This window comes from Paenibacillus segetis (genome assembly GCF_014639155.1).
Taxonomy (GTDB): Bacteria; Bacillota; Bacilli; order Paenibacillales; family Paenibacillaceae; genus Fontibacillus; species Fontibacillus segetis.
The window spans coordinates 3,218,499-3,235,480 of record NZ_BMFT01000001.1 but is presented as its reverse complement, the minus strand read 5'-3'; the positions used below and the strand labels follow the sequence as shown (position 1 = coordinate 3,235,480).

20 protein-coding genes are annotated in these 16,982 nt (G+C 43.4%); 15 read left to right on the top strand and 5 right to left on the bottom strand.

What is annotated here, in order from left to right; translation table 11 throughout:
- From IEW05_RS15265 to IEW05_RS15245, 5 genes are all read left to right on the top strand, one after another.
- On the top strand, positions 1 to 939 hold the full coding sequence (locus tag IEW05_RS15265; RefSeq protein ID WP_188540235.1) for a glycoside hydrolase family 25 protein: 939 nt from the start codon (positions 1 to 3) through the stop codon (positions 937 to 939).
- Entirely contained in the window at positions 939 to 1,160 is a 222-nt protein-coding gene (locus tag IEW05_RS15260; RefSeq protein ID WP_188540233.1) for a phage holin, read from the top strand. Before IEW05_RS15265 ends, IEW05_RS15260 begins: the two co-directional genes overlap by 1 nt.
- 152 nt (positions 1,161 to 1,312) lie before the next feature.
- Positions 1,313 to 1,900 carry a serine O-acetyltransferase gene (locus IEW05_RS15255; RefSeq protein WP_188540231.1) on the top strand — a complete coding sequence of 196 codons (588 nt, stop codon included), beginning with the start codon at positions 1,313 to 1,315 and terminating at the stop codon, positions 1,898 to 1,900.
- 142 nt (positions 1,901 to 2,042) lie between these two features.
- Positions 2,043 to 2,249 (top strand): hypothetical protein, encoded by a 207-nt coding sequence (locus tag IEW05_RS15250; RefSeq protein ID WP_188540229.1) that lies wholly within the window; start codon positions 2,043 to 2,045, stop codon positions 2,247 to 2,249.
- Positions 2,239 to 2,481, top strand: a complete 243-nt coding sequence (locus IEW05_RS15245) for a hypothetical protein (protein ID WP_188540227.1) — start codon at positions 2,239 to 2,241, stop codon at positions 2,479 to 2,481. The genes IEW05_RS15250 and IEW05_RS15245 overlap by 11 nt, the downstream gene beginning before the upstream one ends.
- Before the next feature lie 60 nt (positions 2,482 to 2,541).
- Here the strand turns inward: IEW05_RS15245 and IEW05_RS15240 are convergent, their stop codons facing one another.
- Positions 2,542 to 2,937 (bottom strand): ASCH domain-containing protein, encoded by a 396-nt coding sequence (locus IEW05_RS15240; RefSeq protein WP_373285837.1) that lies wholly within the window; start codon positions 2,935 to 2,937, stop codon positions 2,542 to 2,544.
- Positions 2,938 to 2,971: 34 nt separating this feature from the next.
- Positions 2,972 to 3,865: an AraC family transcriptional regulator gene (locus IEW05_RS15235; protein ID WP_188540223.1), complete on the bottom strand. Its 894-nt coding sequence runs from the start codon at positions 3,863 to 3,865 to the stop codon at positions 2,972 to 2,974.
- 204 nt (positions 3,866 to 4,069) lie between these two features.
- Between IEW05_RS15235 and IEW05_RS15230 the strand changes: the two genes are divergently transcribed.
- The gene (locus IEW05_RS15230; protein WP_188540221.1) at positions 4,070 to 4,657 is read left to right on the top strand and encodes a YjgB family protein; all 588 of its coding nucleotides are present in this window, start codon (positions 4,070 to 4,072) and stop codon (positions 4,655 to 4,657) included.
- Between the two features lie 120 nt (positions 4,658 to 4,777).
- Here the strand turns inward: IEW05_RS15230 and IEW05_RS15225 are convergent, their stop codons facing one another.
- Positions 4,778 to 5,230 carry a hypothetical protein gene (locus IEW05_RS15225; protein WP_188540219.1) on the bottom strand — a complete coding sequence of 151 codons (453 nt, stop codon included), beginning with the start codon at positions 5,228 to 5,230 and terminating at the stop codon, positions 4,778 to 4,780.
- 222 nt (positions 5,231 to 5,452) lie between these two features.
- Between IEW05_RS15225 and IEW05_RS15220 the strand changes: the two genes are divergently transcribed.
- The 7 genes from IEW05_RS15220 to IEW05_RS15190 all read left to right on the top strand — a co-directional run bounded on the left by IEW05_RS15220 (position 5,453) and on the right by IEW05_RS15190 (position 12,871).
- Positions 5,453 to 7,243 (top strand): L-fucose isomerase, encoded by a 1,791-nt coding sequence (locus IEW05_RS15220; protein ID WP_188540217.1) that lies wholly within the window; start codon positions 5,453 to 5,455, stop codon positions 7,241 to 7,243.
- A 238-nt stretch (positions 7,244 to 7,481) separates the two neighbouring features.
- Entirely contained in the window at positions 7,482 to 8,141 is a 660-nt protein-coding gene (locus IEW05_RS15215) for a class II aldolase/adducin family protein (protein ID WP_188540215.1), read from the top strand.
- Between the two features lie 16 nt (positions 8,142 to 8,157).
- Positions 8,158 to 9,690 carry a rhamnulokinase gene (locus IEW05_RS15210; RefSeq protein ID WP_188540213.1) on the top strand — a complete coding sequence of 511 codons (1,533 nt, stop codon included), beginning with the start codon at positions 8,158 to 8,160 and terminating at the stop codon, positions 9,688 to 9,690.
- Positions 9,691 to 9,927: 237 nt separating this feature from the next.
- A complete protein-coding gene (fucU, locus tag IEW05_RS15205; protein WP_188540211.1) occupies positions 9,928 to 10,359 on the top strand; it encodes an L-fucose mutarotase in 432 nt (143 codons plus the stop codon).
- A gap of 149 nt (positions 10,360 to 10,508) precedes the next feature.
- The gene (locus IEW05_RS15200; protein ID WP_188540209.1) at positions 10,509 to 11,237 is read left to right on the top strand and encodes an SDR family NAD(P)-dependent oxidoreductase; all 729 of its coding nucleotides are present in this window, start codon (positions 10,509 to 10,511) and stop codon (positions 11,235 to 11,237) included.
- Positions 11,238 to 11,433: 196 nt separating this feature from the next.
- Positions 11,434 to 12,051, top strand: a complete 618-nt coding sequence (locus tag IEW05_RS15195) for an acetate uptake transporter (RefSeq protein WP_188540207.1) — start codon at positions 11,434 to 11,436, stop codon at positions 12,049 to 12,051.
- Positions 12,052 to 12,226: 175 nt separating this feature from the next.
- The gene (locus IEW05_RS15190; protein ID WP_188540205.1) at positions 12,227 to 12,871 is read left to right on the top strand and encodes a ThuA domain-containing protein; all 645 of its coding nucleotides are present in this window, start codon (positions 12,227 to 12,229) and stop codon (positions 12,869 to 12,871) included.
- 66 nt (positions 12,872 to 12,937) lie between these two features.
- Here IEW05_RS15190 and IEW05_RS15185 read toward each other — a convergent pair whose 3' ends face one another.
- Both IEW05_RS15185 and IEW05_RS15180 read right to left on the bottom strand, forming a co-directional pair.
- Positions 12,938 to 13,558, bottom strand: coding sequence for a hypothetical protein (locus IEW05_RS15185; protein WP_188540203.1), 621 nt, complete (start codon positions 13,556 to 13,558; stop codon positions 12,938 to 12,940).
- 291 nt (positions 13,559 to 13,849) lie between these two features.
- Positions 13,850 to 14,605 carry a DeoR/GlpR family DNA-binding transcription regulator gene (locus IEW05_RS15180; protein WP_188540201.1) on the bottom strand — a complete coding sequence of 252 codons (756 nt, stop codon included), beginning with the start codon at positions 14,603 to 14,605 and terminating at the stop codon, positions 13,850 to 13,852.
- A 233-nt stretch (positions 14,606 to 14,838) separates the two neighbouring features.
- Between IEW05_RS15180 and IEW05_RS15175 the strand changes: the two genes are divergently transcribed.
- Together IEW05_RS15175 and rhaD are read left to right on the top strand one after the other, a co-directional pair.
- On the top strand, positions 14,839 to 15,990 hold the full coding sequence (locus IEW05_RS15175; RefSeq protein WP_188540199.1) for an iron-containing alcohol dehydrogenase: 1,152 nt from the start codon (positions 14,839 to 14,841) through the stop codon (positions 15,988 to 15,990).
- 39 nt (positions 15,991 to 16,029) lie between these two features.
- A complete protein-coding gene (gene rhaD / locus IEW05_RS15170) occupies positions 16,030 to 16,878 on the top strand; it encodes a rhamnulose-1-phosphate aldolase (protein ID WP_268238738.1) in 849 nt (282 codons plus the stop codon).
- The last annotated feature ends 104 nt before the right edge of the window (positions 16,879 to 16,982 follow it).

Genomic DNA, 16,982 nt, shown 5'->3' with positions numbered 1-16,982 from the left:
ATGCAGTTACGTAAACAAGGAAATGCGCAGGGAATTGATGTATCTCACTGGCAAGGAGCTATTGATTGGCATCAGGTTGCGGCTAGCGGGATCTCCTTTGTTTTTATAAAAGCTACACAGAACAGTATGGACAAGCGGTTTCTCGACAACGTCCTAGGAGCAAAAGCTGCTGGGTTGTTGGTTGGTGCATATCACTACATGGACGACTCGGTCACTACGGTGGATCAGGCAAAGGCTGCGGCGCGAGTGTTTTACTCAGCCATACAAGCGGCTGGTGGAGTTAAACTATTTGATCTTCCACCTGTCATGGACTATGAGTCCAATAAAAATAACTTAAACAAAGCGACGATTACGATGGTCGCTAAGAGCTTCCTCGATGAAATTTACCGACTGACAAGTAGTAAACCCATGGTGTACACTTATCCGTCGTTTATAAGTAATTTTAGTGGTCTGAATCATTATCCTCTGTGGATCGCTCGTTACAGTGCAACTCAGGTGCCAGCAGATGCTGCGGGCTGGGCTCGTTGGACGTTCTGGCAATATAGCGATGGATCGGCGGGTGGCTCACTTCCGAACGGTACAAGGAAGATTAACGGGATCAACGGTAACGTTGACCTGAATGAATTTGATGGCACAATCGATGAGCTCAAAAAGCGCTATTCGAGCCATGCAGCAGGGAAGGATGATGATAAAGTGGCGGACAACCAAGAGCGGGATATTAACATCGTCAGCACATGGGCGGCTGATGACTGGGCTGAAGCAAAGGCTAACGGTTACTTTGACGGTAAACGTCCGGGAGCACCGATCACTCGCGAAGAGACGGCCATCGTCGTCAACAAGCTGCGAAGGAATTTCCTTAAGTTGATCGCGGGGAATTCAGCACAAATTGATCAACTGCATCAAAGACTACTTCAAATCGAGAAAGGAGATCAACGATAATGAACAAGAAAAGGTGGCGTAACTACGCTCTATGGATCAGTGTTGTATCTCAGGCAGTACTACTAATTCAGCTTGTTGGGCATCTGACAGGCGTTTTTGATTTGACGGAGGCAATGAAACAGGATCTATTAACTATAGTGGATGTTGTCCTTGGACTATTAGCAACTATGGGGATCATCTCGAATCCAACGAAGCCAAATAGTAGCGGATATAATTTGTAAGGATAATCCGTCCACGAAGCGGTCGTTGACTTTACATTTTTTAATCTATCTCCTTTTAGCTAGGATCGAAATGAAAGAGTATGCTGCAACTTATTATTTCATAAAATTTCCTTGCAATCCTTAATTTATATGATAAATTAATGGTGAGAAAGATGAGTAAAGGAGATAGAGTTTTGATAACTTCAAAAGGGCAATATAAAGAATATGTTAAAACGGATATGTTAGCGAACAATATTTTGGAATGGAAGTGGACTCATCGATTTTCTCGGCCTATCATTCGTTTTCAATTATTGTTAAGAAAAGTAGAATACTATAAAAATTGTCGCACGGATCTCTTAGGTAAAATATATTTTAAATTTTTGATGGTTCGATTTGTTAAGATGTCTGTTAACTTAGGTTTTAGCATACCTCCCAATGTTTTTGGTAAGGGTCTTAGCATAGCCCATTATGGAAGTATTGTAGTTAATGGAAACTGTAATATCGGCGAGAATTGTCGTATTCATTCAGCTACGAACATCGGAGAGGCCAAAGGCCTATCCCCTTCGATTGGAAATAATGTTTATATTGCCCCAGGAGCCAAAATTATTGGCGGGATAACTATAGGGGATAATGTTGCAATTGGAGCAAATGCAGTTGTTCTGAAAGATGTTCCGGATAATGTTACAGTGGGTGGCATACCCGCACAGATTATTTCGGATAAAGGATCAAAAGGTTTGCTTGTTGATATTATAGAGCAGTAGGATGACCATACGTAACCTTGACAGCGCCCAATGGGGCGTTTTTATTTTTCCCCAAGGCAATTTGTATTTCAAATATCAACCATTGAATAAAGAACATAAGTTCGCATATAATAAGAACATAAGTTCCTGTATGGAGATGATATTGGTGGAAAAATACATTGGGCAAAGGGTTGAGATTATTTATATGGATCGGAGCGGGAAGATCACTCAGCGCCGGATCGAGGTACATGCGGTACGTGGAGGATTGGTTCGTGCTACCTGTCTGAAAACGAAGTCACCACGTGCGTTCCGAGTTGATCAAATTCTGGCTTGTATCCCCGTAAAAGGTGGTGGCCGAAGTGCTTCCTGATCTGGAACGCAAGCTATTGCGTATCCTGTACAACTTCTCCAGTAAGCGACGCCGGATGCCGGAAATAGGCGAGTTAGAACGGATGACAGGGCGAACAAAAGGTGACGTCTTGAGTGGCTTAAGTGTTTTGGAACAAGAGACGTATATTAGTTGGCCGGATAAACCCGACCTTCATAGTATCGTCGTTGTGGAAGGGTGGGATCGTGGGAAACCAGTTAGATTGTGGTACTGAGTATAAAAGAGAAAGAGGATACCTAGAACTATTTCCTTGGTTTTTAGGTACCCTCTTTTTTTAATATGGTATCAGTTCAAATAATTCAACGATTAAAATCGTCTCATCCTTCAATTCAATATTAATATCTTTCCAAGCTAACCGGTGGTCTTCTTGGAATTGATGTACGTTATCCCCGTTTCCCTCTCCTCGCACAAGTCTTAGATCAGGATTACCAAACGTAGTTTCAAATACTTCTGTCAGTCTAACATGACATCGGGGTGTACCTTGTTTATCATAGACGGTTAAAATTTCACCAACGGGTTCATAGGTTTCTCGTAATTCTTGTTCGGAATATTCCTCTTTAGGTGCGCAAGTAGCCGTCTTGTCCCCATTAAGGATTTGCCTGATTAACATCTCGCCTATTCCATTATCATCTTCCCAACCAAAAATCATTTTATATGGAGTTGCTTTCACTTCTGACATTTAAAACCCTCACAATCTATATAGATCAGTTTAACTTATGGTCATCCGGCGCCACATCATCGGATTTTCCCTTTCTTTTCTCCCCATCCCGGAACCCACTCGGAGTTTGGCCAGTTACTTTTTTGAACAACATGGAGAAGTATTTATCATTGCTATATCCTACACGGGCGGCGACTTCATGTACCGGAGAATTACTCTCCGCTAGTAGTCGCTTTGACTCTTCAATTCTGCGGCGAATGAGATAGTTGAAGGGCGAGTCGCCTAGGTCTCTTTTGAAAAGATGGGATAGGTAATGCTGGCTGACATACAGCGTGTCGGCGATATCCTTGAGCGTGATGTTCTGCGTGTAATTTTTATCGATAAACTCTTTGGTCCGAATCGTAATTTCATTCTTGCCTTGCAGGCTCTGGAACTGGTGTTTCACGTCTACAATCCGGTAGATCAGCGTAATGAGGGACATCAGTAAATTGTTGCTGAGCGTCTCGTAACCAAGCACCTGGGAGTCGCATTCTTGCAATATTTCAGACAAATAGCTTTCTACTTTAAAAGCGTACTTCTCACACGATATAACCGGATCGACAGAGGGTGGCAATAACATGCCGATTGGAACGCCTTCGATATGTAAATTGGCAACGCCACAGTAGAATACCTTGAATGGACCCTCGCTTGAGGAGCGCTCCTCGTGCTGGACTCCGGGATTATAAATAGCCATATCGCCTTGATTTAATACATAATTTTTACCGCTAATATTAAATTCTCCACTACCTTCAACAATGTAGATCATTTCGCAGAAATCGTGGATCTGGGGAGCAGCATAGAAGGAGTACTCATCAACAACTTGTCCGGCAAAAAGTAGTTCAGGAGTCTTTTTGAAACGGAATCGATCACTCTTGCTGTGGGGAATTTCGATCTTAGGCACAATAGTTCCTCCCGTACAATAATACTTATATTATATATCATAGCGAAGGGAGACAACAGAATGTAGGTCGTCAAGAGGAGGTATCAAGAGTGAAGCCGGTATGTTCTATTGTTTGGTGATGAGCGTAAAAGGGTATTGATAAGTGAGCAGTCAGCTAAATGGATTAGATCATCCTAGGTGTTATACACGAGGAGGAAATTCAATATGAGATTTAAACAACCCGTTTTAAAAATCACTATGGCTACTGTATTGGTCGGTGTTGTTGCTATGGGCGGCATTGTTTCTAGTACCAATCATCTCCCTACAAGTTTCGCCGCAACTGAAAGTGTAACCGACACAGCTTCGGAGCAAGCTTTGAAAACCTTGAATAGCTTCTATAAGCCTGCATTGAAAGGACAGTTTCCCGGTTCCGTTAGCGATCTTACCATAGGGGAAAGCACCCGTGAAGACGTGTTCGAGCTTATGGGAGAACCGTATGAACAGGGTGACGATGCGGAGTCTTTTATTATCTATCATGCTGAAATGGGCCATCCAGGTTATGCATTCTTGTTTAAGCTGGATAAGATTCGCGAAATGCGCTATTTTGGTACGAATGTCGAGCGAGGAACCAATATCGGTGGCATCACCAAGAAAATGTTGTTTAAGAACTGGTATGCTCCCGACTCCAGAACTACCATTAAAAATGGCAAGGTCAAACAAACAAAAATAACCTATCTTCGCGGCGATTATAAATTGGAGTTTATTTTCAACAGCAGTACAGATTTGGATCATATCAATTTGTTACATGCTTAATGTCAGGTCCACAGGAAAATTAAAAACTCATTATCTTATAAACAAGGACTTTGGAGATATCCAGGTCCTTGTTTTATTTTAGGATCATTTCGAAAATAGGCTGCTCATGAATTGCCCTATTTAAAGTTTGTCCATCGCTTTCGTGAACTGGTTTATCATGAGTGGTTTTTCCATGGTTTGCGACCAGTAAATAACTACGATATTTTTCTTTTGGGCAACGTTGGGGTGTAAATCAACCATTCTCAACGATGAGATTCCAACCGATTCTTTAGCGGACTTGGCTTCTTTCTCTGCAGAAAATTGATAAACAAAAACATACTCTGGATTCGCCAGGTCAGCCGTAGGAAGAGTGACATCGAAAGCTTCGGGAAAAACTCCTTCAAGCTGCAAAGAAGAGTTTTCGCCCTGTTCCGCCGTTCCTACGTTTATTTGAGTGACTTCCAAACCTTGTTTTTCAAGAGCTTTTTGAACATCCTTGGCGGTAACGCTGCTATTACCACTATTACAGGCACTTAACCCTACCAGTACCAATAAGGAGATAGAAATATAACATAGATGCAAAAAAATTCTCATGCTACAAAACCTCCCTTCCTAGATGTTGTTTGTATGATTTAGACGAGGCTAAAGCATATTTTGTTCCTAATTTATTACAGGATTATGTATGTGTACTTAAAAAAGGTTCACTTTATGGACGGTTTGTAGGGCGGCAAACAACAACATAGTGGGTTATCGGATAGCGCTACCAAATTTAATATAAGTGTATAACCAACGAACTCTAAGGAGGAATTAATAGTTATGATTGAAAACACTTACAGATGGAGAGACGGATTTCCTAAGATTGGGATTCGACCAACAATAGATGGCAGAAGAAGAGGTGTACGCGAGTCGCTTGAAGTACAAACCATGAACCTAGCTAAAGCTGTAGCAAAATTGCTATCGGAGCAGCTTCGTTACCCGAATGGAGAGCCGGCCCAGTGCGTTATTGCAGATACATGTATCGGTGGGATTGCTGAAGCAGCTGCGGCCGCTAAAAAATTCAAAACCGCAGAAGTAGGCCTGACAATTACCGTGACACCTTGCTGGTGTTATGGTACGGAAACGATGGACACGGACCCAAGCCTGCCAAAAGCAGTATGGGGATTCAACGGTACAGGTAGACCGGGAGCTGTATATTTGGCAGCGGTATTGTCTGCTCATGCTCAAAAGGGATTGCCTGCCTTTGGTATTTATGGCGAGGATGTTCAGGACGAAGGGGATGACCGTATTCCGGCTGATGTGCAAGAGAAGCTGTTACGATTTGCTCGTAGCGGATTAGCGGTTGCTTGTATGAAAGATCAAGCTTACTTGTCTATGGGTTCGGTATCGATGGGTATTGCAGGTTCTATCGTGAACGATACATTCTTCCAAGAATATTTGGGCATGCGCAATGAATATATCGATATGAGTGAGTTTACACGCCGTCTGGAAGAAGGCATTTATGATCCAGAAGAGTACGAAAAGGCATTTGCCTGGGTGAAAGAAAACTGCAAAGAAGGTCCAGATAACAATCCAGAACATCTGCAAACTTCCCGTGAACGTAAGGACTGGGAATGGGAGACGGTTGTTAAAATGACGTTGATTGCACGGGACCTGATGATCGGCAACCCACGTTTGGCTGAGCTTGGTTTTGGTGAAGAGGCACAAGGTCACCATGCTATTGCATCCGGATTCCAAGGTCAAAGGCAATGGACGGATCACTCTCCAAATGGAGATTTCTTGGAAACGATCCTTAATTCTTCATTCGATTGGAACGGCAAACGCTCTCCTTATATGGTTGCAACTGAGAACGATAGCCTGAACGGAATTGGCATGCTGTTTGGATATTTGCTAACGAACACAGCGCAAATTTTCGCGGATGTGAGAACTTACTGGAGTCCTGATTCAGTAGAACGGGTAACAGGGCATAAGCTGGAAGGCCGTGCGGCTAATGGACTTTTGCACTTGATCAATTCAGGGTCAGCTACGCTTGATGGCACCGGAGAGCAAATGAAGGATGGCAAACCAGCTATGAAGCCATTCTGGGAAATTAGTGACGAAGAAGTAGATAACATGTTGAAGGCTACTCAGTGGCGTCCAGCATCTGTAGAGTATTTCCGCGGCGGTGGATTCTCAACTGATTACCTCACACGTGGCGAAATGCCGATGACAATGGCACGGCTCAACTTAGTGAAGGGACTTGGCCCAGTACTACAAATCGCAGAAGGCTACTCCGTGGAACTACCGGAGCACGTACACGAAACATTGGATAACCGTACGGACCCAACTTGGCCAACCACTTGGTTTGTGCCGAATCTAACGGACAATGGTGCTTTCACAAGCGTGTATGACGTGATGGACAACTGGGGCGCAAATCACGGTGTAATCAGCTACGGTCACATTGGGGCCGACCTAATTACTCTAGCTTCCATCCTACGTATTCCAGTAAGCATGCACAACGTACCTAAAGAAAAAGTATTCCGTCCACGTGCTTGGGGACTGTTTGGAACCGAGCAAGCGGAGAACGCCGACTTCCGTGCCTGCCAGAACTTCGGACCTCTTTACAAATAAATACCCCCAGCATGTGGGGGATGCACTTTTTCGCAAGAACGAATCGAAGGGTAGATAGTCTAGAGTGTGAAATGATTCTGAAGAAGCGTAGCGTTCGCCTTTGTTCCCGGATTTCTACAATTATTGAATTTGTATAAACAAAGAAATCTGGGAACAACAGCGATCGTAAGAACATTTCACAATCGACGACTAGTTAGTTCCATTCGACAGTTCAATTTTAAAAAGGGGAGACAACATCATGCAAAATATGGATACGCGCCAAGAACTCTGTAAATACGCCCGCAAAATCGTGGATAACGGTCTAGTCGTTGGCCCAGGTGGAAACATCAGTGCCCGGGCAGGGGACAAAATGTACCTATCACCAAGTGGTTTTGCACTGGAAGATATCGAGCCAGAACAATGGGTTGAAGTAGATATCCCGAGTGGCGAAATTACCGATAATGGGTTCCGCCCGTCTTCGGAAGTACTGATGCACTTATATGGATACCGGCAGAAGCCAGATATGGGAGCGATGGTGCATACCCATCCTTCACATTGCATTGCGTTCACATTAATTGAAGAGAATTTGCCCATGATGTTCCCGGACCAAGCTGCACTTGTGGGTAGAACAGCCTTTATCCCTTATTTGATCCCGACAACGGATCTGTTAGCCGATGCAGTTGCTGCAAAAGTAAATGAAGCCAGTTCGATCCTACTTGGAAATCATGGTCTTGTGACGACAGGTCGCAATCTGCGCGAAGCTTATTATCGCACACAGGTTGTAGAGGAGAGCGCGAAGATCTATTTGAGCGCAAAGGCAGCAGGAACCCCCGTTCCACTGACGGATCAAGAGGTTGCTGACATTGCAGCACTTGAAAGCGAAGATTACCGGATCAAGCTGCTACAAAAAATGAAATGAGCGGGTGGTGTAATCTATGAAGCAAACGCCATGTGTGTTGGCTTTTGACCTGGGGGCCAGCAGTGGCCGGGCACTTATTGGTGAGATAGTTATGGACGAATCTGGTGGTCCAAGTCAATTGAGGATTACGGAAGTCCATCGATTTCCCAATAACGCCATCCAAATAGGTAACCATCTGCATTGGGACACCCCCTTGTTGTTGCAGGAGATAAAGAACGGAATCCTTAAAGCATTCCAAGCAGGATTCGAGCCAGAAAGTTGTGCTATAGACACTTGGGGGGTTGATTTCGGGCTATTAGATCGCAATGGCGAACTGTTAGGCATCCCGTATCATTATAGAGATCATCAGACGGAAGGCCTTGTTGAAGAAGTGTCGGCATTCATTGGAGCAGAGCGATTATTTAGAGAAAGTGGTCTGCAATTTATGCCGTTTAACACGCTTTATCAATTATATGCGATGAAAAAAGCGGGCTCTCCCAAGTTAGATCTGGCGGAAACACTTTTACTGACGCCGGATTTGTTCAATTATTTTCTAACCGGACGTAAAGCATGTGAATTTTCGATGGCGACCACAACACAGTTGTATGATCCCGGCGTCGGGGAGTGGAATACATCCTTGATGGAGGAGTTAGGATTACCTACTTCGATGTTTCTAGAGCCTGTTCAGCCAGGTACAGTGATTGGGGAACTTACAGATGCGTTATGCAGTGAACTGGGAGTTGCCAAGATGAAGGTTATTGCTGTAGCTTCACATGATACGGAATCGGCTGCTGCAGCTGTGCCAGCTTCCACTTCTTCGTATGCTTACCTTGTTAGTGGCACATGGTCGTTACTCGGGACGGCGATGACATCGCCGATACTTGATCCCGCTGCAATGGAGTATCAATTTTCCAATGAAGGCGGAGCAGATGGCACATATCATCTACTTAAGAACATCATGGGGCTGTGGATTGTACAGGAATGTAAACGGAAATGGGAACAACAAGGGACTCGCCACTCATTCGGTGATCTCGTTGATCTAGCCGAAGCAGCGGCACCATTCCACTGTTTGATTGATCCTGATAATCTAGGGTTTATGAATCCAGATGATATGCCAGAGGCCATCCGTAGCTATTGCCGAGAAACAGGGCAACACGTTCCCCTCACGGTAGGTGAAATCATTCGTTGCATACTAGAAAGCCTCGCGTTACGTTATCGGCAGGTGCTAGAGCAAGCGGAAGAGTTGACGGGCTCTCTTTTTGAAGGATTGCATATGGTTGGTGGGGGCATACAGAATGAGCTGTTATGTCGCTTCACAGCAAATGCGCTTGGACGTCCAGTTTGGACGGGACCTGTTGAGGCGAGTGCTATCGGTAATATGCTTGTACAGTTAGAGACATGTGGTCATATCGGGGATCTACAGGACGGTATTGAATTGGTGAAATCATCTTTCCCGATAAATACGTACGCACCAGAAAGTCAGCAAGAGTGGTCCGAAGCGTATGCGCGTTATATGCAGATTGTGAAGACACCAGTACAGTCGAAGGTCAATGCAAATAACGGGAAATGATCCATCTATTTTATAGTGGAACTGTATATGAGTTTGAGTAAAAGGAATTTCTCCATGTAATTTCGATAGATTGCCCTGAAATGGTGGTTTATCGCATTATTACAGGGAGTTTTTCCGGTTATTTGATGCCTATGGATCATATGGCTGAATTTAACTGGAGTTATTCCAGTTAGAGGTCGAAGAAACAGGGCATGAACTCAACCCGGCTCATGTTTATTAGGATAGGAGGATTTTAATATGCTAAAAGGAATTTCTAGCTTGATATCACCAGAGTTGATCAAAATATTGATGGAAATGGGCCACTCGGATGAGATCGTATTTGCCGATGGCAACTTTCCTGCAGCCAGTCACGCTCAGCGCCTTGTACGCTGTGACGGGCACGGAATACCAGAGCTACTGAATGCAGTTCTACCGCTTCTTCCTTTGGATACCTATGTGGATCATCCTGTGTCGTTAATGGCCGTTACGCCAGGCGATAAGGTAGAGACACCGATTTGGCAGGAGTATAAGCAAATTGTGAGTCATTTTCATTTGGTAGATGATGTGTTTGAGGAAGTAGAACGGTTCGCTTTTTATGAGCGGGCTAAGAAAGCATACGCGATTGTATCGACAGGTGAGAAGGCGCTTTATGCAAATATGATTCTGAAAAAAGGCGTTATCTCTCAGTAAAATAGAACTGAATCTTTGAAACTAACCAAACACAGCGGCAGCTCTAGGAGAACTGCTACTGTGTTTTTTTGTGTGCGAATCTCTATTGAAAGAGCTTACAATAGTAGGTAATATCAGGTGTAGACTCAGAGGATGGAGGATGATGACGTATGAGGAAGACAGCTTTTGTGACCGGAGCGGATCACGGGTTGGGTCTTGCACTGGTGGAAGTACTGTTAGGGAAAGGCTATCAGGTTATTGCAGGAAGGTATAATCCAGCAGAGAGCATGTTATCTAAGCTACAGGAGCAGCACAAAGATGCATTACAAACTATCGAGCTGGATATAGGGAATGATGCTAGTGTAAAAGCCGCTGCAAATTGGATCAAACAACAGGTTCGTAGTCTAGATCTGTTGATTAATAACGCCGCTATTCTAGGGGATAAGGAAGCTACGATTACCGATGAACTAGATACCGAGGAAATGCTACAGGTGTTCAATGTTAATACGCTAGGGACTCTTCGTGTAACAGGAGCGTTGTCAGGACTTCTTCTAAACAGCAGTGACAAAATGATCGTCAACATATCCTCGGAGGCCGGGAGTATTACGAACAATTATCGGCAAAGTTGGTATGCTTATTGTATGTCCAAGGCTGCGCTGAACATGCAGTCAAGTCTAGTATATAACGGCTTAAAAGATGCAGGAGGACAGGTGCTTGTCATCCATCCAGGCTGGGTGCAGACGTATATGCAGGGAGTGCTAGATGCGGAAGCAGTGTACACACCAATGCAGTCAGCGACTCGTATTGTAGATATCATTCTAGATAGGCTGAACCGAAAACAAGAGGATCGTCAAGGTCTTGAATACGTAGATGTTGAAGATCAAGTAATCCCTTGGTAAAGCACGTTGTACTCTTTTAAAAAGGGGAGCATTGGCCAGTTTTTTTTCCACTAATAGGACCATTTCTTGTTAATTGGAAAAATAGTATGACGTTATTTAAATGTTCAAAAAAGGTTGCTATTTCCTTTACGCAATTTGTACTGGGTATGATATGATATGTCAGTTGAAAATTATTGTATCGGGGGCTCCTTTCTTCATGTCATCGCAGTCTTATCAAAACGTAAAAATTGTTAGTGCAGATCCTAGCGCTATCGGCCTGTTTGGACTGGCCATCGTCACGCTTGTGGCATCCTCGCAAAAGCTGGAAATTACTTCAGGACTCAGCTATGTCGTTCCTTGGGCTATATTTCTCGGAGCTTTTGCACAATTGTTCGCTTGCATTCAAGATGCTAAGCACAATAACACCTTCGGGATGACCGCATTTGGTGCATACGCCTTTTTCTGGTTTGCCATGGGATCCAGCTGGTTGATTAAACTCGGTGTATTTGGTCCTGAACTGGCGTCTACTATCGATGTGAAACAAATGGGGTTTGCGTTTCTTGGGTACTTAGTATTCACCTTGTTCATGACGCTGGGAGCTATGGAGACGCATAAAGTGTTGTTTACCATCTTTGTGCTCATCGATTTCTTGTTCCTTGGGCTGACCCTAGACTCTTTCGGAGTAGGTGGAGGAGTGTTCCATACGGTAGCAGCTATTGCTGAGATGGGAATAGCAATTGTGTCACTATATGGTTGTGGCGCAGCAGTATTAAATGCACATTTCGGTCGTGTCTTCTTGCCTGTAGGTGCTCCTTTTAAAATTTTTAAGAAATAATTAGCGCTACATCATTCAAGTGCTTAAGGCGGTTTCTTCTTTTTATAGAGGAAGCCGCTTTTTAATTCTAGCTTATTGAATTTAGTAGCATGAGACAGAATGACGATAGAATAGTGTATTCTCTTTATATATGGATATTTATTAAATATGAATCATAGATGGAGGAGAAAAGATTATGGAAGAAAACCAAGGGAAAGCACTTCTGATCGGCAATAATGGAGATGCTCTCTATCATCCGTTATTTGCGGTTCAGAACCAATTGCAAACGATATTTTCTGGAGAAATAGATGTCGTACCTAGTGACGATTATGATCAACTTCTAGCAACAAACCTTAAACATTATGAATTGTGTATTTCTTATGCTGATCGCTGGTCCAGTCCAACTTCGGATGCACAAATGGCGGGATTGTTAAGTTATGTCGCTAATGGTGGCGGATTGCTGGTATTACACAACGGAATATCGTTGCAGGCCAGACATGAAGGAGCCCAATTGGTTGGGGCGCGATTTACGGGGCATCCTGCTAGTGATAACCTCAAGTTTGAGTTTGAGGCCGTCGATCATCCTATCTTACAGAACTGTATACCTTTTGAAATGATAGAAGAGCCTTATCGGTTTGAGTTTGGTGTGCTCAGTGAGAGAGAATTATTGATGTCTTACATACATGAGGGCAAACGATGGGCGGCAGCTTGGACACAACGTGTCGGATTGGGAAATGTCGTATACCTCATGCCTGGGCATGAGCTGACCTCTTTTCAGCATCCCGAGTATAGCAAGCTGTTGGTTAATGCGGCCCGTTGGCTGCTTATGGTGAAAAAATAATAAAACGTCCGATGGATGCCAGTATCTTGCATCTATCGGACGTTTATTGTATGGAGAGGGATCTCTTCACTTTGATAAGGATTTGATCAATTTATTTATTCTTTTGTTCTGCGAATCCGTCAGATCGGCGCTTCGTTTCTCTAAAACATCTAAGAACTCTTTTGCATTGTCAGCATGAATACATATCATCATTCTTTCCGCATGTTGTGGAACCTCTTTCGATCTACAAGTGGCTAGGTGATGGATTAAAATTGGAAATACTTCTTTTCGATATTGTTCATTCGCTTTACAGAGCTTCGCAAATACAGTAATGCTGTTATCTACTGTAATGACGCTGCCCGTCTTATAAGCTTGTTTAACAATATCCAGATGATTGTATAATTCATCTGCGCTTATATCAGCTATGGTTGCCAATGCGGTCATGCTTCCCCAAGCTAAACGATTATTCTTGGATAGTAGAAGTGAGCTGAAATTGTCGGTATACGCGGCAATCAATTCCGGCTTTCTACTCCCGATTTCATACAGTACCTTAATACAATCGTTTGCTACGGCTTTTTCTTTACTCTTTAAGCCCAGAACGATTTCCTCTATGCCTTTTATATTGTTAGTCTCACATAGCTCAATCGCTAACTCAATATTGGGCTCCTCATCATTTCGCCCCAGGCTATTAGCTAATTTGGATAACATATTCGAGCCCCCGTTCCTGTCTTATCACGATCTTTCAAGAATAGCCCACGAATGTTTCTCTTTCCCTCAACAGGTAGAATTGCGGTGAAAAGCAAAGCGTAGTGGGCGTTTGAATCTGGAGAAGCTACAAGCTTTCTGCAAGAAAGCTGATACGAAAGTATAAGCTGAGTTCGTCTTTGCCGTGTGATTGTAACCCCATTGGGTGTTATTCAATAGAAACAATCACACGGTAACAACGATCGAAAGATCAAACGACCAACGAAGCGCCCACCTTTTCACCGACCCGCAATTCTAATACACCACTTCTATATTTTTGCTCCCCAGCATCTCCAGCCATTCTACAGACGGTTTACGATCCGTGATTAGATAATCGATCTGATCCAAATCAGCTAACTTAACGAAGGCGGTTTTATCGAATTTGGTGTGATCTGCAAGCAGAATGACCCGGTTGGCATGGCTCAGCATGTATTTTTTTAATTCACATTCGGGTTCGTTGGAATCGGAGATTCCTTTATCAAGCGATACTCCCTTGCAGCCAATGACAGCGGTATCCACATTATATTTTTGTACGGTATCATGTGCAGTCGGTCCAACGAGTGACAAAGAGCGGGAACGAAGTGTACCGCCTGTGGAAATGATGTTCAAATTCGAACTAGCGAATTCGTGTAGGATATTGACCGAATTGGTGATGATTGTTAGGTTGTTTTTGTTATTTAGTGTCTTCATAAATTCGAATGAAGTAGAACTGGGATCAACCATAAGCGTGTCACCATCATTGATCAGATCCATGGCCTTCAGGGCAATCTCACGTTTCATATCCATGTTAATTGTATTGCGCGTTGTATAGGGAAGGTCTTCGTTTGTATGTCTGTTAAGCATGGCTCCGCCATAGGTCCGGCTTAAAATGCCTTCTTTCTCCAACTTTTCGAGATCCCGACGGATTGTCTCTTCCGTAACATCGAACATCTTACTTAAGTCAGCTACAAGCACACGCTTGTCCTGATGAATCAAGTCGATGATTCTCTGTCTTCTTTCTGGAGCCAACATACTTATCACCTCATATTTGTCTCATGTCTTGTAAAGTGCAAGAACATTTTCTCTATCATAACGATAAAACAGATTTGTTGGCAACTGTCACAAATATAACATAAAACAAATGAAAACAACATTATATATCTTTAATTTGTTGACAACAAAGATTTACGGGGGTAGGATGAAATTGTAAACAACAGTTATCAAAGTATGAGATAAAACAAGATGACATGGGAGGCTTATTGAGGATGAGTACACGTGCATACTATGTTCCGTCAATTAACATTATGGGCAAAGGTTGTCTGGGTGATGTTGGACCTTTCATTCAAGAACTGAAATTACGGAAAGCGCTTGTCGTTACCGATAAGTTCTTGATGAAATGTGGGATCGCAGGCAAAGTGTTGGCCATATTGGACAACGCGAACATTCCGTACGCTATCTATGATGATGTTAAACCAAACCCTACCTGCAAAAATGTTCATGACGGTGTTGATTTCCTGACAGCAAACGATTGTGATTTTCTCGTATCTGTAGGTGGGGGTTCGCCGCAGGATACAGCCAAAGCAATCGGAATTATTGCGACAAATGGTGGTCACATTGCACAGTATGAAGGAGCTCATAAGTCAGCCAATAAGTCCTTACCAATCGTTGCTATTAATACAACCGCAGGCACTTCAAGTGAAGTAACCGTTAACTATGTCATCACGGATGAAGATCGTAAGGTCAAGATGGTAATGGTCGATAAGAACAGCTTAGCTACCATTTCCGTTAATGACCCTGAGCTAATGGTCGACAAGCCAGCCGACTTAACCGCTGCAACAGGAATGGATGCATTGACCCATGCCATTGAGGCACTCGTTACACCAGGAGCATATCCGGTAACAGATGCAACAGCACTTGCTGCTGTTGAACTTATTTTTAACTACTTACCACGCACGGTGAAAAATGGACATGACATCGAAGCTCGGGAGCAAATGGTATATGCCATTTTCCTAGGCGGGCTTGCTTTCAATAATGCGGGTCTGGGATATGTTCATGCGATGGCGCATCAGCTTGGCGGCGTGTACGATTTACCCCATGGAGTGTGTAATGCCATGCTACTTCCCTATGTGGAAGAAGAGAACGCTAAATATGTACCAGAGAAATTCCGCAATATCGCCAAAGCGATTGGCTATCAGGTTGTGGGAAAGACAGATAAAGAGTGCGCTGACTTCGTTGTCGAAGCAATCAAGAATCTCTCGAAAGAGGTTGGTATTCCATCCAAACTATCGGAGCTTGGTGTCAATGAAGTAGATTTGGATTTGTTAGCTGAAAATGCAATGAAAGATGCTTGTGCACCAGGTAATCCGTTTATACCAACGAAAGAAGAAGTCATTACCTTATTCAAAAAAATACTGTAGAAGCAACAGAGAAAATACATTTAGAGGAGAGAACCTATTGTGAGCAAACTAACGATTGAAAAACCAGCAGTTAATCATGTACAGATAGAAGCGCCTTTTATTAAAGAAATGGCAGAGATCACTTACCACATGTGGAATCTTGGTTGGGACGAACGTAATGGCGGAAACATTAGTTACCTGTTAGATGAGGCTGAGGTTGCGAAGTATATTTCAATCGAGCACGCTGACCGGAGTATCAAGCTTTCTTTTCCGGTTCAAGAATTAGCAGGTAAATACTTTATTGTTACGGGTTCAGGCAAGTATTTCAGAAACGTAATCTCTGATCCAGAGGCCAACTTGGGGGTAATTCGAGTATCCGCTGCTGGTGATAGTGTAGAAGTACTGTGGGGGCTTCGTGACGGAGCGGTACCTACGAGTGAGCTAGCTTCACACTTTATGAGTCATATTGAACGATTAAAAGTAGACCCTTCCCACCGTATCGTAATGCATTGTCATGCAACGAATGCGCTGGCTATGACTTTCATTCATGATCTGGATGAGAATAAATTAACGAAGACATTATGGGAAATGTGTACGGAATGTCTCGTTGTGTTCCCGGACGGCGTCAGCGTGATTCCTTGGATGGTGCCAGGTAGTAATGAAATCGGCCGAGCAACCGCTGCGAAAATGAAAGAGCGCCGCGTAGTCATTTGGCCTCAACATGGTATTTTTGGCACGGGCTCGAATATGGATGAGACATTCGGTCTGATTGAAACGGTAGAAAAGGCAGCACAAATCTACATGCTGGTAGCTCATCATGAGATCAAGCAAAGAATAACAGATCAAGAGCTGATTGATTTGGCGAAGGCATTTGGGGTAACTCCAGTACCTGGGATTTTAAAAGGATAATTGTTCTTTTACCCGGAAAACCTCCCGTTATTTTGTTAGAATATCTATCATTTCAATAATTAACTGGAAATAATCCAGTTGTTTTAATCAAGTTGTCCTCGTTA

What these genes read in the sequence shown, in the direction of transcription:
- IEW05_RS15265 (WP_188540235.1), top strand. Translation starts at nt 1, where the DNA reads ATGCAGTTACGTAAACAAGGAAATGCGCAGGGAATTGATGTATCTCAC.
- IEW05_RS15260 (WP_188540233.1), top strand. Translation starts at nt 939, where the DNA reads ATGAACAAGAAAAGGTGGCGTAACTACGCTCTATGGATCAGTGTTGTA.
- IEW05_RS15255 (WP_188540231.1), top strand. Translation starts at nt 1,313, where the DNA reads ATGAGTAAAGGAGATAGAGTTTTGATAACTTCAAAAGGGCAATATAAA.
- IEW05_RS15230 (WP_188540221.1), top strand. Translation starts at nt 4,070, where the DNA reads ATGAGATTTAAACAACCCGTTTTAAAAATCACTATGGCTACTGTATTG.
- IEW05_RS15225 (WP_188540219.1), bottom strand. Translation starts at nt 5,230, where the DNA reads ATGAGAATTTTTTTGCATCTATGTTATATTTCTATCTCCTTATTGGTA.
- IEW05_RS15220 (WP_188540217.1), top strand. Translation starts at nt 5,453, where the DNA reads ATGATTGAAAACACTTACAGATGGAGAGACGGATTTCCTAAGATTGGG.
- IEW05_RS15215 (WP_188540215.1), top strand. Translation starts at nt 7,482, where the DNA reads ATGCAAAATATGGATACGCGCCAAGAACTCTGTAAATACGCCCGCAAA.
- IEW05_RS15210 (WP_188540213.1), top strand. Translation starts at nt 8,158, where the DNA reads ATGAAGCAAACGCCATGTGTGTTGGCTTTTGACCTGGGGGCCAGCAGT.
- fucU (WP_188540211.1), top strand. Translation starts at nt 9,928, where the DNA reads ATGCTAAAAGGAATTTCTAGCTTGATATCACCAGAGTTGATCAAAATA.
- IEW05_RS15200 (WP_188540209.1), top strand. Translation starts at nt 10,509, where the DNA reads ATGAGGAAGACAGCTTTTGTGACCGGAGCGGATCACGGGTTGGGTCTT.
- IEW05_RS15195 (WP_188540207.1), top strand. Translation starts at nt 11,434, where the DNA reads ATGTCATCGCAGTCTTATCAAAACGTAAAAATTGTTAGTGCAGATCCT.
- IEW05_RS15190 (WP_188540205.1), top strand. Translation starts at nt 12,227, where the DNA reads ATGGAAGAAAACCAAGGGAAAGCACTTCTGATCGGCAATAATGGAGAT.
- IEW05_RS15185 (WP_188540203.1), bottom strand. Translation starts at nt 13,558, where the DNA reads ATGTTATCCAAATTAGCTAATAGCCTGGGGCGAAATGATGAGGAGCCC.
- IEW05_RS15180 (WP_188540201.1), bottom strand. Translation starts at nt 14,605, where the DNA reads ATGTTGGCTCCAGAAAGAAGACAGAGAATCATCGACTTGATTCATCAG.
- IEW05_RS15175 (WP_188540199.1), top strand. Translation starts at nt 14,839, where the DNA reads ATGAGTACACGTGCATACTATGTTCCGTCAATTAACATTATGGGCAAA.